The organism is Bacillus sp. FSL R9-9497 (genome assembly GCF_038005805.1).
GTDB lineage: Bacteria > Bacillota > Bacilli > Bacillales > Bacillaceae_G > Bacillus_A > Bacillus_A cereus.
This window is the reverse complement of the sequence record NZ_JBBOTY010000001.1, coordinates 2,968,087-2,981,861: the sequence shown is the minus strand read 5'-3', so window position 1 is coordinate 2,981,861 and position 13,775 is coordinate 2,968,087. Positions and strand designations below refer to the sequence as shown.

Genomic DNA, 13,775 nt, shown 5'->3' with positions numbered 1-13,775 from the left:
AATAGTGAAACAATAGAGAGGTAGCTTCATATAATCATAATGAAAAAGTGAGCGGTTGATGAATCGAACATAAAGGAGATTATAGTATGGCACTCTCATTTGTTGAAACAGAAGAACAATCTTTCATTATTGCACAAATAAATAAATTGATTCCGAAGTTCATGGAAAGGGAGCATCAGCTAAGTGAATTAGGATCATTTCCGTATGAAAATATAAATGATTTGAAAGATATCGGATATACGAAATTAACGTTACCGAAGGAATTTGGTGGTAGTGCGATTTCTTTATATGACTTTGTTTTATTTCAAGAGAAAATCGCGGAAGGCTGCGGAGCTACTGCATTATCGATTGGCTGGCATCTTGGCATTGTGAAAGAGCTAGCGGAAAATCGCTCTTGGAATGATGAGATGTTCAAATGGTTTTGCGAAGAAGTACGTAATGGTGCGCTCTTTAACAGGGCAGCAACAGAACCGAAAACAGGGAGTCCGACGCGTGGCGGCAAACCAGAAACAATAGCGGTTCAACAAGGCGAGAAGTGGGTTATAAATGGAAGGAAGACTTTTACAACGATGGCGCCAGTACTTGATTATTTTATTATTTCAGCAAGTATGGAAGGCCAAGAAGAAGTTGGTGAGTTTGTTATTCCAAGAAATACACTCGGTGTATCTATTGAAGAAACGTGGGATAGCGTTGCAATGCGAGGGACTGCTAGCCACGACCTTGTCTTACAAAATGTAGAGATAGAAAGTCGCTTTTTTACAGATATAAAAGGTGGGAAAGTAAAACAAAAGGGTGTTGGCTGGTTGCTACATATACCAGCATGTTATTTAGGAATTGCACAATCAGCAAGAAATTATGCAGTTCAATTTGCGGAATCATACAAGCCAAACAGTTTAAACCATTCTATTAGTTTATTGCCGAATGTTAGAAGATTAGTTGGAGAATTAGAACTCGAGCTTATGCAAGCTCGTGTCTTTTTATATCAAATTGCGAAAAAGTACGATGAGGCAGAAGATAAACTATCACTGCAAGCAGAATTAGCAGCTGTGAAATATGCTGTAACAAATGCGGCGATATCTATAGTGGATAAATCGATGCGCATCGTAGGGGCAAAAAGTTTATCAGAAAAAAATCCGCTCCATCGTTACTATTTAAACGTCAGAGCAGGACTGCATAATCCACCGATGGATGATGCAACATTGTCTATGTTGGCGGATGCGGCGTTTCGGTCGTAGTTTTTAAAGCTTACATTTTATTGTTTATGGATACTATAGTTGTTTTGAAAGCACGGGTTTGATTAGTAATCAAACCCGTGCTTTTTATGTGTATGAAGTACTTAGTTGAGATGTAGGTTTTTAATATAAATGATTATCATGGTTTTTTGATTGTTTCTTGTTGAAAAATTCTTATTGTAATGCCAGTTTGGAGGTTGTATAAACATTTTTCGTATTTAATCCCAAATTAATGGTCTTTCTAAGTTAACCATTCGTAAATATTGTAAAAATTGACCTGCATGGACCGCATCATGATAGGCAATTCGTAATAGCATATCGCCTAAATATCGTTGATAGCCAACATCGCTTCTATCAATAAGTCTTGAATCTAGCTCGGCTATGCTTATTGATTGAACATATTCTATGAAGTCAGTAAAGTATGATTGTGCCAATTCAATTTCTTTTTTTACACAAGTAATCGGCTCGTCATCATACGGGATACATATGTCGTTTATTGAACCGTTGTTTTTTATAATCATATGATAGTAAAAAGTTGAACTCCACACATGACGAATCATCTCACCAAAGGACATAGCCTCAGGATCAGGCTTCCAATTAAGAAAATTATTAGGAAGAGAATTCCATAACTTTTTTGAGCGCCTTCTCGTTTCTTTCAAATTTAATATACTAAGATCAATTGCATTCATAATAAATTCTCCTTTACTATTAAACTTAAAATAATTGTATCAATTTAATAGTTAGGGTATCATCGAAATATGAATGTATATCCGAATATCTCATATATAGCTAAACTAATTGCTGAACCTACAAGAGCAATCATATTAGATTGTCTAATGAATAATCAGGCACTACCCGCTAGTGAATTGGCTTATATGGCAAAAGTGTCACATCCAACAATTAGTTCTCATCTTTCTAAATTAGTAGAAGGGAATTTACTTACAGTTGAACAACATGGTAGACATCGTTACTATCGACTTGCTAATCAAGAAGTTGCAGAAGTGCTTGAAAAGTTAGGGACAATCGCACCAACAGTTCAAGTTCGCTCTTTAAAACAATCAAGTCAACTAAAACAAATTCGTTATGCTCGAACTTGTTATGATCATCTTGCAGGCAAACTCGGTGTAGAGATAACTGAAAAATTACTAGATAGGCAATTTATAATTTTAGAGGATGGAGAATACATTGTAACGGAACAAGGTAAGCAATGGTTTCTGAATTTTGGAATAAATGTTGATGAGGCAGATACAAAAAGGAGGGTATTTGCAAAACCTTGCCTTGATTGGAGTGAACGGCGTTATCATATTTCTGGTTGGTTAGGGTCTGCAATTGCAAAACTGCTTTTTGAACAGGGATGGATTACGAAAATGGATAAGAACCGAGCTGTCCATCTTACAAAGAAAGGTGTAAAGTTATTGGAAGATCAATTAGGCATTGATATGAAAACTGAGGAAAGAAAAGCTTGAAATTAGAAAAGTCCGTCAAAATGACGGGTTTTTTCATTATGGTAGGAGTGTACATGAATAATAGGATGTTACCAATAATTGTTGCCAATAAAAAAATCTTTCTTTTCATTCTTCTTTTTTAAGTTTTAAAGGAGAAAGCTAGGCTTCTTATTTTTACTAATGTTATAATAAGAAAAAAGCACGAAAAGAGGTCATCTCATGCTAGAGGTTATTGCAACATGTTTAGAAGATGTAAAACGAATTGAAAGCGCTGGCGGGAAGCGGATTGAATTAATTTCATCTTATACAGAAGGTGGTTTAACACCGAGTTATGCTTTTATAAAAAAAGCGGTAGAAGCGGTAAGTATACCAATTCATGTTATGATTCGTCCGCATGCGAAGTCTTTTACATATACGGAAGAAGAAATTGAAATGATGAAAGAAGATATTATAGTTGCACAGAAGTTAGGAGCAGCTGGTGTAGTATTAGGCGTATTAAGCGAACGAAATGAAGTGGATGAAGAGAAATTAGCGGACTTACTATCTGTTGTAGATGGAATAAATGTAACGTACCACCGTGCGATAGATGATATAGAAAATCCAGTAGAAGCGATGAGAACTTTAAAGAAGTTTCATAAAGTGACTCACGTTTTAACTTCAGGTGGACAAGGAAATATAGTAGAGAATATTCCGGTGCTTACAGAAATGCAAAAGGTAAGCGATGGTCAAATTCAGCTTGTAGCTGGAGCTGGCGTGACGAAAGAAAATATAAAGCGATTGCTAGATGAAACTGGAATTTCGCAAGCTCACGTCGGTACAGCGGTAAGAGAAGGAAAATCATGTTTTTCTGAAATAGATCCTAATTTAGTAAAAGAATTAGTTGAAATAATAAAATAAGTGCTTAAGAAAGAGGAGAAACGATGAAGGAAAATACAAAGAAAGAATTATTCTCATGGGCTAAAACGATAGGGTTTACCCTTGTATTAATTGCTATTATTCGCGGTGTTTTATTTACACCTTCTTTAGTGCAAGGTGAATCGATGATGCCCACTTTAAAAAATAACGAACGAGTTCTCGTGAATAAGATTGGTTATAGTATAAGTGGATTAGATCGCTTTGATATTATCGTCTTCCACGGAAAAGAAGGATACGATTTAGTAAAACGAGTAATTGGTTTGCCAGGCGATACAGTTGAGTATAAAAATGATGTTTTATATGTAAACGGAAAAGCGATGGAAGAACCATATTTAAAAAAGTTTAAAGAAAAAGCAGTAGGCCGTGTATTAACTCCAGACTTTACGTTAGAACAAATCACAGGGAAAACGAAAGTGCCAGAAGGCCAAGTATTTGTTTTAGGGGATAATCGTGAAGTTTCTAAGGATGGTCGCATGTTTGGCTTTATTTCAGAAGATGAAATTGTCGGAAAAGGACAAGCTGTTTTCTGGCCGTTGGAACAAGTAAGAGCGTTATAAAGTGTGGTGAAGTATGGGAGAGATATTCTTCCATACTTTTTTATTTGCTTAAAATCTATTGATTGAATTGAAAGAATATTTTATAATTTTAAATTATATGTTTGTTTCGAAAAATGGAATTTAAGTTCCGTAATTTGGAACGAAAGGGAGATAGAATGAGTATAAATAAAACGGCAGTTAAGACAATGGATATTTTAGAGTTGTTTTATGAGCATGAAGAGCTAAGTTTAACTGAGGTGGTTCGGCTTACAAATATGCCGAAAACATCTGTTTATCGTTTAATTGGCTCGTTAGAAGAGATGGCGTTTTTACAAAAAAACGAAAAGGGGAAATATCGTTTAGGGGTTGTATTTTTACGGTTCGGTCAACTTGTTTCACAACGATTATCAGTAAGAAATATAGCAATTCCTTATATGAAAGAACTTAGAGATAGTTTAGGACAGGCAGTTAATTTAATAATTCAAGATGGTAATGACGCAATTTACGTTGAAAAGATGGAGGGTGTTCAGCCGGTACGCGTGTATACGGCGGTTGGAAGAAGAGCACCGCTTTATGCTGGTGCATGTCCAAGAATTTTACTATCGTATTTCTCTGAGGAAGAGAAACGGAGATACATAGAGGAAGTGGATTTAAAACAGTTTGCAGATGGAACAATCGTGGATAAGGAACAATTGTTAGAAGTGTTGCAAATGGCAAAAAAGGAAGGCTACACAATTAGTTATTCTGAGTTAGAAAATCATACAGCCGCGATAGCAGCACCCATTTTCGCGAGCGATGGAACGGTTGTAGCAGGCATTAGTATTTCAGGATTAGCAATTGAGTACAGCGAAAGTAACATTTCATATTTTATTGCGAAGGTGAAAGAAACAGCGCATCGCATTTCGAAAGAACTCGGCTTTTTGGCATAGAAAGAGGGAGTAGGATGAAATTTTCTGCGTTAGGGGATCAAGCAATTATTGTTACATTTGGTGAAGAAATTAAGATGGGTATATATGAGAAAGTACAGCGGTTATTTCAAGCACTGCAACAACATCCGTTTGCAGGAATGATTGAGTGTGTTCCGTCGTTTACTTCATTAGCTGTTTACTACAATGTATACGAAGTATGGAAGAGAAATGAGAGAAGTGAAAGATCATATGATTACGTTCGCCAGTATATAAAGGAGCTGTGTGATTCTTATAAAGAAGAAGTAAAACAGGATGTGAAACATATTTCTATACCAGTGTGCTACGGGGGAGAATATGGACCTGATTTAGAAGAGGTTGCACATTATAAAGGTTTACAAGTAGAAGATGTGATTCGAATACATAGTGAAACTACATATTTTGTATATATGTTAGGTTTTACACCAGGGTTCCCGTATTTAGGAGGACTATCAAAAGAATTAGAAACACCTAGAAAAGAAACACCACGGTTACAAATCTCTCCTGGTTCAGTAGGTATTGGCGGAAATCAAACAGGTATATATCCGCTTGAAACACCAGGAGGATGGAATATTATCGGCCGAACACCTATTACTCTATTTAATCCGAAAGAAGAAATACCAACATATATTCAAAGTGGTATGTATTTACGATTTATCCCGATAACGAAGGAAGAGTATGTATCTCTTGAGGGGGCTAAAGAATGGATGTAGAGGTTTTGCATGCAGGAATGTTTACAACAGTCCAAGATTTAGGGCGATCTTATTATCAACAGTTTGGTGTACCTGTTGGGGGTGCTATGGATAAAAATGCGCTTAGGCTCATCAATATGTTAGTCGGTAATGAAGAGAATGAAGCAGGATTAGAAATGACGATTTTAGGTCCTAAATTGTTAATAAAGAAAACGACTTTACTCGCAATTGGTGGGGCTGATATGGAACCGTTGTTAAATGGAGAACGTATCCCATTATGGCGTCCCATTTTAGCGGAAGAAGGTAGTATGCTTTGTTTTGGAAAAGTGAAAAGTGGTTGTAGAGCGTATGTGACTTTTGCGGGTGGTATACATATTGAGCGTACAATGGGAAGCAAAAGTACGTACATACGTGCTGCGATTGGTGGTATAGAAGGAAGAATGCTGAAAAAAGGAGATTGTTTTCAAATTGGTACGTACTCAGAAATGGCGAATCGTTTCATTCAAGACTTACAAAAAGATGAGCGAATAAAAACGAAATGGGTAATTAGCAACAGCGTACTACCAAAGTATAAGAAACATCCTAAGCTTCGTGTCATAACTGACTTTGAATACGATCAATTTATCGAAGAAAGTAGAAAGGCATTTTTTACGAAAGAGTATAAGGTATCTAATTATGCTGACCGTATGGGCTACAGGGTTGAGGGAGAAGTTTTAAATAGGATTGAAGAAAAAGAGATTTTATCGAGTCCTGTTACATTTGGAACCATTCAAGTTCCTAATGGTGGACAGCCGATTATATTAATGGCAGATAGGCAAACGACAGGTGGCTATCCGAGAATGGGAAATATCATTTCAGTAGATTTACCTCTTCTTGCCCAGCTAAAGCCGGGGGACTATGTTTCTTTTGAGAAAATTACGCTTGAAGAAGCGGAACAATTGTACATAGAACAAGAAGTAAATAGCAATCTATTAAAGAGATTTATCGCTTTACGAAGTTAAAATTAGGAGGAAAACAGTGTGACTACAATCGATTTAAACTGTGATTTAGGAGAAAGTTTTGGAGCTTATAAGATGGGGAATGATGGTGAAATTCTTCCGTTCGTTTCCTCTATAAACGTTGCTTGCGGTTTTCATGCAGGTGATCCGTCTGTTATGCGTCAAACTGTTGAAAAAGCTTTGGAGCATAACGTAGCAATAGGGGCGCATCCTGGATTTCCTGATTTAATTGGATTCGGTAGAAGAAACATGAATGTTTCAGCAAGTGAAGTATACGATTATGTTTTATATCAAATCGGCGCATTAGACGGGTTTGTAAAAGTGGCTGGCGGGAAGATGCATCATGTAAAGCCGCACGGTGCCTTATATAATATGGCGGCGTCTAATTCGGAAATTGCAGATGCAATCGCAAAGGCAATTTATCGTATAAATCCAAGTCTATTACTTTATGGATTAGCAAATAGCGTGGCATTTATACAGGCTGCAGAAAAATACAAAGTAACTCTCGTACAAGAGGCTTTTGCGGATCGTACATATAAGCAAGATGGTACATTAACGAGCCGTACAGAAGAAAATGCGCTTATAAAAGATGAAGACGAAGCGATAAAGCAAGTACTTCAAATGGTGAAAGAAGGCCATGTAAATTCGATCAATGGAGAGAAAGTAGCAGTTCAGGCGCAAACGATTTGTTTACACGGTGATGGGGAAAAAGCAGTGCAATTTGCAGAAAGAATATACAGAACATTCGAACATAATGGTATTTCTATATGTGCACCGAAATAAAAAATGAGGGGAAGTGTTGGAATTGGTGAAATTAATCGGAATATTATTAGTGGCAGTGGGCTTTTTATTTAGATTAAACACACTTTTAGTAGTTATGGTTGCAGGTATTGTTACTGGTATGGTTTCAGGATTAAGTTTTTATGATGTGATCAGCATGTTCGGTAAATTTTTCATAGAAAATAGATATATGTCTATGCCAATTATATTAACTTTACCTGTAATCGGAATTTTAGAGCGTTACGGTTTAAAAGAAAGAGCCGAAGCACTTATAACGAAATCAAAAGGAGCAACAACTGGAAGAGTATTAATGTCATATTTTACGATAAGAGAATCATCAGCAGCACTAGGGCTTAATATTGGTGGGCATGCGCAAACAGTAAGGCCGCTCGTTGCACCGATGGCAGAAGGGGCCGCGCAAGGTAAATACGGTAAACTTCCTGAAAAATTAAGAGAAAAGATTAAAGCAAACGCAGCTGCTGCGGAAAATACAGCTTGGTTTTTCGGAGAAGATATTTTCATCGCAACTGGTGCTATTTTATTAATGAAAGGATTCTTCGATTCAGTAGGTATGCATGTCGGTGTATGGGATATGGCACTTTGGGGCATTCCGACAGCAATATCTGCACTTATTGTAAGCTGGATTAGATTTAGAAGGTTTGACAAATATATAGAGAAAACAATGAAGGCAGAAGGAAAAGAAAAGAAGGAGGCAATCTAATATGAACATCATCACAATGGATACAATCTATTATGTATTAGGGATAATTGTTGCTTTTATCGCTGTTCGTATCGCATTCGATCGTGAACATCCAAACAGATTCGGTTCTAGTTTATTTTGGGCATTGTTTGCAGTTACATTTTTATTTGGAAATGTAATTCCTTCGTTTTACGTGGGCTGTATCGTGCTCGCTATGGTCGTTTTAGCCTCGCTAAATAAAGTGACAAAATCAGAGGAAAAAGAAGTTCCAGTACAAGAACGTGTGAAACATGCTGAGAAATTAAAAAATAAAATTTTTATGCCTGCACTATTAATTCCTATTTTTACAATTATCGGTACGTTAACGTTAGGGAAAATTAAATGGGGAAATGTCTCTCTTGTTGATCCAGATAAAGTAACGTTAGTAGCGTTAGCGCTTGGTGCATTACTCGCATTCGTCGCGGCGATGCGTATTACAAAATCAAAAATAACAACGCCTGTTCAAGAAGGAAGCAGACTATTACAAGCTGTCGGCTGGGCTGTCATTTTACCACAAATGTTAGCAGCACTTGGCGGTATTTTCGCGAAATCTGGCGTTGGACAAGTTGTTTCAGATTTAGTCGGTCAAGTATTACCGACAGAGTATCCGTTCGTTGCTGTTATGGCGTACTGTTTAGGCATGATGCTATTTACAGTCGTAATGGGAAATGCATTCGCAGCGTTTGCTGTTATTACTGGCGGAATTGGCTTACCTTTAATAGTTCAAATGCACGGCGGAAACCCAGCAATTATGGCAGCACTCGGTATGTTTGCTGGATATTGCGGAACGCTGCTTACACCAATGGCAGCAAACTTTAATATCGTACCTGCGATGCTTTTAGAGCTAAAGGATAAAAATGCGGTTATTAAAGCGCAAGTACCAATTGCTCTTTCAATTTTTATCATAAATATGTTTATTATGTACGGCCTTGTATATCGTTTTTAATTAGGAGGATAAAACTATGAAAACAGTATTATTAACAGGGTTTGATCCGTTTGGCGGAGAAAATATCAATCCAGCTTGGGAAGTAGCAAAAGGTTTGCATGAAAAAACAATTGGAGAATACAAGGTAATAAGCAAACAAGTACCAACTGTATTTCATAAATCAATAAGCGTATTAAAAGAGTATATAGAAGAACTAGCGCCGGAAATTATTATATGCATTGGACAAGCTGGGGGCAGACCAGATATTACGATAGAACGTGTTGCAATTAATATTGATGATGCAAGAATCGCAGACAATGAAGGAAATCAGCCGGTAGATATACCGGTTGTAGAAGAAGGAGCGATTGCGTATTGGTCTACACTTCCGATGAAAGCAATCGTAAAAAAACTTCGCGAAGAGGGCATACCGTCATCTGTTTCACAGACGGCAGGCACATTCGTTTGTAATCACTTATTCTATGGACTTATGCATGAACTAGAGAAACATGATAAGAAAATAAAAGGCGGATTCATTCATATTCCGTTTTTACCAGAACAAGCGAGTAATTATCCAGGGCAACCGAGTATGTCACTTTCTACTATTAGTAAGGGAATAGAATTGGCAATTGAAGTAACGATGACAGTTGAAGTAGATATTGTAGAGATTGGGGGCGCAACGCATTAAGTAAAATGAATTGTACAACACCTCCTGTAAACAACTGGTATAATAAGAATAGGAAAATACATAGAGGTGATTTTTGTGCAACAATTTGAAGAAGTACGTTCAATTTTAGAAAAAGCGAAGAAAATTACAGTATTAACAGGCGCTGGTGCAAGTACGGAAAGTGGTATCCCAGATTTCCGTTCAGCAAATGGATTGTATGCTGATGCGAATGTGGAGATGTACTTATCAAGAGGGTACTATAACCGAAGTCCGAAAGAATTTTGGAAGCATTATAAAGAAATCTTTCAAATTAATACGTTCCATCAATATAAACCAAATCGTGGACATCGTTTTTTAGCTGAGCTAGAAGAACAAGGGAAAGATATTACGATTTTAACGCAAAATATTGACGGTTTACATCAATTAGGTGGCAGTAAACATGTCATTGATTTACATGGAACACTTCAAACAGCACATTGTCCGAAGTGTAAAGCGGGATATGATTTACAGTATATGATTGATCATGAAGTGCCGCGCTGTCAGAAGTGTAATTTCATTTTAAATCCAGACGTTGTTTTATACGGAGATACACTGCCTCAATATCAAAATGCAATGAAACGTTTATATGAAACAGATGTACTTCTCGTTATGGGAACGTCATTAAAAGTACAACCTGTCGCTTCATTCCCACAAATCGCAAAGAGAGAAGTAGGGGCAACAACTATTTTAGTAAATGAAGAGTTAACAGGACAGGAATATAACTTTGATTATGTTTTTCAAAATAAAATTGGTGAATTTGTTGAAGAGGTATCTTTAATGAAATAAGTTATCGAAAAAACTGAGGTAGATACCTCAGTTTTTTATTTGAGTAATCGCTGTTTTAAGCCATATGAAAACATTTTGATAATGTAGTAACAACATCTCTATAATTTATAAAAAATTGTTTCATAGGTAAAATAGCAGAGTAAGAAGTAATATTATCTTTAGTGAATACACAATCGTCATAAAGTAAGCTAATATGTAGCTGTTGTAAAGGCTCTATTTCGTTTTGCTTTAAGTATAAAACTAAGTCATTATAAAGTTGTTCACTATAATTACTTACGGAACATTCTATTGAAAGCTGACCTACTATGCTAGTCCACCATACTTTAAAGCTACATATTAATTCTTTAAATGATTCCTCATCACATAAATTAGCGTCAAAAAGTTTCTTATAAAATATATGATTTTCCTCGTGGAAAATTTGTAAATCATATCTGTCGTTAGCAGTTTGCTTACGAAGAGTCAGCCATAATTCTTTGAAATTTGTTTTAAAGTCAGTGGAGAAATGTAATGTTTTTGTTATGTAAGGAAAACGAAAATTTTCTTTTTTTCCTTTTTGATTGAGATAAATATTTTGAATGTAGATCATAAAGTTTAAACAATGTGGCGTTTTAGTATGTATGATAAACGAATCTGTCATTTTCGTTCTCTCCTTAAGTAATGTCTTTTATGAATTTATTTCTTTAGTATACAAAGAAATGTAAACTAATGGTATAAAAATAAATTTGCCCCATTTTTCTTTTAGAATAATATTCATTTTATTGTGCATTAAGGGAATGGTAATAAATAGGGTATAAAAATAAAAAACTGAAAATTAAATCTTTTATTTCTTTTATAATTAATATAAAATTCTATATATATCATATAAATAAATTTGATACATAATGACTTTGCGTAGAAATGTTAATAGAATGAAGCGAGGGAGCGAAATGAGACAGAAAAAGGAGCAGAAAAAACTATCGAAAAAGAAAAAGACTCATATTCCATTTCGGTTAAATGTACTATTTTTTATTGTCTTTCTTTTATTTTCAGCTATTATAATTCAATTAGGTAAAGTACAAATCATTGATGGAGAAACGTATAGAAATGAAGTAAATAAAAAGGAAGATGTAACGGTAAGCACTCCCGTTCCTAGAGGGAAAATGTTTGATCGGCAAGGCCACGTTATTGTAAATAATAAACCATTGCGAACCGTTACATATACGAAAATGAGAGGAGTAGACTCGAAAGAAGTTTTACAAGTAGCAAGAGATTTAGCTAAGCTAATTGAAATGTCGCAAGAGGACATAGACAAGTTAACAGAAACAGATAAAAAGGATTTTTGGATGCAGTTAAATGAAAAGCGGGCAGCAGCGAAAGTAACGAAAGAAGATGAGAGTAAATTTAGAAAGCAGGAGATAGAAGGGAAAGAATTAGATAAAAAAGTTGAAGAGTTACGTAGGGAAAGAATTACACAAGAAGAATTAAGTGAACTTTCAAAAGAAGACCTAGAAGTACTAGCCATTAAAAGCAAAATGAATGCGGGATATAAAATGACGCCGCAAATCGTTAAAAAAGATGTAAGTCAAAATGAATATGCTGTCGTTAGTGAAAGGTTGGCAAGTTTACCGGGGGTAGATACAACAGTAGATTGGGAACGTGAATACCCAAATGATAAAATACTGCGCTCTATACTAGGTAGCGTTTCTAATGAAAATGAAGGGTTGCCAAGAGAACAATTAGATTATTATTTAGTTCGTGATTATAATCGAAACGACCGTATTGGTAAAAGTTACATCGAAAAACAATACGAAGATGCACTACACGGAACGAAAGAACAGTCTAAAAATATTATGGATAAAGCAGGGAAGATTGTTCGAACAGAAAAAGTGACTGAAGGAAAAAGTGGAAATAACTTGATGTTAACAGTCGATATGGATTTACAGAAAAGAGTAGAGGGAAGCCTTGAAAAGAATTTACGAGCCTTTCATGCTGCAGAGCCGATGATGGATCGTGCGTTCGTAGTAATGATGAATCCGAAAAACGGTCAAATTTTATCAATGGCAGGAAAGAAAATTGTAAATAAAGATGGCGGTATGCAAATAGAAGATTATGCATTAGGAACGATGACAAGTTCTTATGAGTTAGGGTCAACTGTAAAAGGTGCTACTTTATTAACTGGATATCAAACAGAAGCGATTAAGCCGTATACACATTTCTTTGATGCACCAATGTATTTTAAAGGAAGTTCTAAGCCGAAGAAATCGTGGAAAGAATTTGGGGATATTGATGATTTAAGAGCTTTGCAAGTGTCATCGAACGTTTATATGTTTAATACGGCTTTAAAAATGGCAGGCATTAATTATGTCCCAAATAATCCATTAGACATTAAACAAGAAACATTTAATAAAATGCGCTACTATTTTAGACAATTTGGCCTAGGTGTGTCGACTGGTATTGACCTGCCAAATGAATCAATTGGTCAAGTAGGTAGAACTGATAACATACCCGGATTTTTACTTGATTACGCGATTGGACAGTATGATACATATACGCCGCTTCAGCTTGCACAATATATTTCAACCATTGCAAATGGCGGTTACCGAATGAAGCCACAAATTGTACAAGAAGTTAGAGAGCAACCGAATAGACCAGAGGATGTAGGAAAAGTCGTTCGGTCGATTGAACCAGTTGTATTAAATAGAGTGGATATGGACACTTCGTACATTAATCATGTAAAAGAAGGATTTAGAAGAGTTTTTCAAGAAGCTGACGGAACAGGTACCGGAACGTTTAAAGGTCTACCATATAAACCAGCGGGAAAAACAGGAACAGCTGAGACAGTATATGGTGGAGAAAGTGATATTGGAAGAGATGAGAACAACAACCGAAAAAAATGTTATAATTTAACTCTTGCCGGTTATGCGCCATATGATGCTGATCCGGAAATAGCCTTTTCAGTTGTTGTACCATGGGTGAATGATGATAAATCAGGAATTAATTCTGCCATTGGTAAAGAAATTTTGGATGCGTATTTTGAATTAAAAACAAATAGATCAAATACAAATTCAATTCCAGTAGAACAACCGAACAAGGCACAGTAA

At 35.9% G+C, this 13,775-nt stretch carries 15 protein-coding genes; 13 read left to right on the top strand and 2 right to left on the bottom strand.

Annotated features, from left to right (window positions below):
* The first annotated feature begins 86 nt into the window (after positions 1-86).
* Positions 87-1,235, top strand: a complete 1,149-nt coding sequence (locus tag MKY21_RS15410; RefSeq protein ID WP_001218341.1) for an acyl-CoA dehydrogenase family protein — start codon at positions 87-89, stop codon at positions 1,233-1,235.
* A 215-nt stretch (positions 1,236-1,450) separates the two neighbouring features.
* Here the strand turns inward: MKY21_RS15410 and MKY21_RS15405 are convergent, their stop codons facing one another.
* The gene (locus tag MKY21_RS15405) at positions 1,451-1,921 is read right to left on the bottom strand and encodes a DinB family protein (RefSeq protein ID WP_341076723.1); all 471 of its coding nucleotides are present in this window, start codon (positions 1,919-1,921) and stop codon (positions 1,451-1,453) included.
* A 69-nt stretch (positions 1,922-1,990) separates the two neighbouring features.
* On the opposite strand from MKY21_RS15405, the gene MKY21_RS15400 reads away from it, so the two are divergent.
* The 11 genes from MKY21_RS15400 (at position 1,991) to MKY21_RS15350 (ending at position 10,695) form a co-directional block, all read left to right on the top strand.
* Positions 1,991-2,698 carry an ArsR/SmtB family transcription factor gene (locus tag MKY21_RS15400; RefSeq protein WP_044796870.1) on the top strand — a complete coding sequence of 236 codons (708 nt, stop codon included), beginning with the start codon at positions 1,991-1,993 and terminating at the stop codon, positions 2,696-2,698.
* A 198-nt stretch (positions 2,699-2,896) separates the two neighbouring features.
* Positions 2,897-3,574 carry a copper homeostasis protein CutC gene (locus MKY21_RS15395; protein ID WP_341076720.1) on the top strand — a complete coding sequence of 226 codons (678 nt, stop codon included), beginning with the start codon at positions 2,897-2,899 and terminating at the stop codon, positions 3,572-3,574.
* A 23-nt stretch (positions 3,575-3,597) separates the two neighbouring features.
* Positions 3,598-4,149, top strand: coding sequence for a signal peptidase I (gene lepB, locus MKY21_RS15390; protein WP_000662498.1), 552 nt, complete (start codon positions 3,598-3,600; stop codon positions 4,147-4,149).
* Positions 4,150-4,304: 155 nt separating this feature from the next.
* A complete protein-coding gene (locus tag MKY21_RS15385; RefSeq protein ID WP_000026393.1) occupies positions 4,305-5,057 on the top strand; it encodes an IclR family transcriptional regulator in 753 nt (250 codons plus the stop codon).
* 14 nt (positions 5,058-5,071) lie between these two features.
* Positions 5,072-5,785, top strand: a complete 714-nt coding sequence (gene pxpB / locus MKY21_RS15380; RefSeq protein ID WP_000672278.1) for a 5-oxoprolinase subunit PxpB — start codon at positions 5,072-5,074, stop codon at positions 5,783-5,785.
* Positions 5,776-6,765, top strand: a complete 990-nt coding sequence (locus tag MKY21_RS15375; protein ID WP_098616792.1) for a 5-oxoprolinase subunit C family protein — start codon at positions 5,776-5,778, stop codon at positions 6,763-6,765. Before pxpB ends, MKY21_RS15375 begins: the two co-directional genes overlap by 10 nt.
* Before the next feature lie 18 nt (positions 6,766-6,783).
* Positions 6,784-7,545 (top strand): 5-oxoprolinase subunit PxpA, encoded by a 762-nt coding sequence (pxpA, locus tag MKY21_RS15370; protein WP_000207352.1) that lies wholly within the window; start codon positions 6,784-6,786, stop codon positions 7,543-7,545.
* Between the two features lie 22 nt (positions 7,546-7,567).
* Positions 7,568-8,263, top strand: a complete 696-nt coding sequence (locus MKY21_RS15365; RefSeq protein ID WP_000239811.1) for a DUF969 domain-containing protein — start codon at positions 7,568-7,570, stop codon at positions 8,261-8,263.
* Position 8,264: 1 nt separating this feature from the next.
* Positions 8,265-9,227, top strand: coding sequence for a DUF979 domain-containing protein (locus tag MKY21_RS15360; protein ID WP_001021658.1), 963 nt, complete (start codon positions 8,265-8,267; stop codon positions 9,225-9,227).
* Positions 9,228-9,243: 16 nt separating this feature from the next.
* Positions 9,244-9,891, top strand: a complete 648-nt coding sequence (pcp, locus tag MKY21_RS15355) for a pyroglutamyl-peptidase I (protein ID WP_000859713.1) — start codon at positions 9,244-9,246, stop codon at positions 9,889-9,891.
* A 75-nt stretch (positions 9,892-9,966) separates the two neighbouring features.
* On the top strand, positions 9,967-10,695 hold the full coding sequence (locus tag MKY21_RS15350; protein WP_001183800.1) for an NAD-dependent protein deacylase: 729 nt from the start codon (positions 9,967-9,969) through the stop codon (positions 10,693-10,695).
* Positions 10,696-10,750: 55 nt separating this feature from the next.
* On the opposite strand, the gene MKY21_RS15345 is transcribed toward MKY21_RS15350, so the two are convergent.
* Positions 10,751-11,332 (bottom strand): hypothetical protein, encoded by a 582-nt coding sequence (locus tag MKY21_RS15345; RefSeq protein ID WP_016118190.1) that lies wholly within the window; start codon positions 11,330-11,332, stop codon positions 10,751-10,753.
* 289 nt (positions 11,333-11,621) lie between these two features.
* Between MKY21_RS15345 and MKY21_RS15340 the strand changes: the two genes are divergently transcribed.
* Positions 11,622-13,775, top strand: a complete 2,154-nt coding sequence (locus tag MKY21_RS15340; protein WP_098616791.1) for a peptidoglycan D,D-transpeptidase FtsI family protein — start codon at positions 11,622-11,624, stop codon at positions 13,773-13,775.

What these genes read in the sequence shown, in the direction of transcription:
- MKY21_RS15375 (WP_098616792.1), top strand. Translation starts at nt 5,776, where the DNA reads ATGGATGTAGAGGTTTTGCATGCAGGAATGTTTACAACAGTCCAAGAT.
- MKY21_RS15405 (WP_341076723.1), bottom strand. Translation starts at nt 1,921, where the DNA reads ATGAATGCAATTGATCTTAGTATATTAAATTTGAAAGAAACGAGAAGG.
- MKY21_RS15340 (WP_098616791.1), top strand. Translation starts at nt 11,622, where the DNA reads ATGAGACAGAAAAAGGAGCAGAAAAAACTATCGAAAAAGAAAAAGACT.
- MKY21_RS15345 (WP_016118190.1), bottom strand. Translation starts at nt 11,332, where the DNA reads ATGACAGATTCGTTTATCATACATACTAAAACGCCACATTGTTTAAAC.
- lepB (WP_000662498.1), top strand. Translation starts at nt 3,598, where the DNA reads ATGAAGGAAAATACAAAGAAAGAATTATTCTCATGGGCTAAAACGATA.
- MKY21_RS15400 (WP_044796870.1), top strand. Translation starts at nt 1,991, where the DNA reads ATGAATGTATATCCGAATATCTCATATATAGCTAAACTAATTGCTGAA.
- MKY21_RS15410 (WP_001218341.1), top strand. Translation starts at nt 87, where the DNA reads ATGGCACTCTCATTTGTTGAAACAGAAGAACAATCTTTCATTATTGCA.
- pxpB (WP_000672278.1), top strand. Translation starts at nt 5,072, where the DNA reads ATGAAATTTTCTGCGTTAGGGGATCAAGCAATTATTGTTACATTTGGT.
- MKY21_RS15360 (WP_001021658.1), top strand. Translation starts at nt 8,265, where the DNA reads ATGAACATCATCACAATGGATACAATCTATTATGTATTAGGGATAATT.
- MKY21_RS15385 (WP_000026393.1), top strand. Translation starts at nt 4,305, where the DNA reads ATGAGTATAAATAAAACGGCAGTTAAGACAATGGATATTTTAGAGTTG.
- MKY21_RS15395 (WP_341076720.1), top strand. Translation starts at nt 2,897, where the DNA reads ATGCTAGAGGTTATTGCAACATGTTTAGAAGATGTAAAACGAATTGAA.
- pcp (WP_000859713.1), top strand. Translation starts at nt 9,244, where the DNA reads ATGAAAACAGTATTATTAACAGGGTTTGATCCGTTTGGCGGAGAAAAT.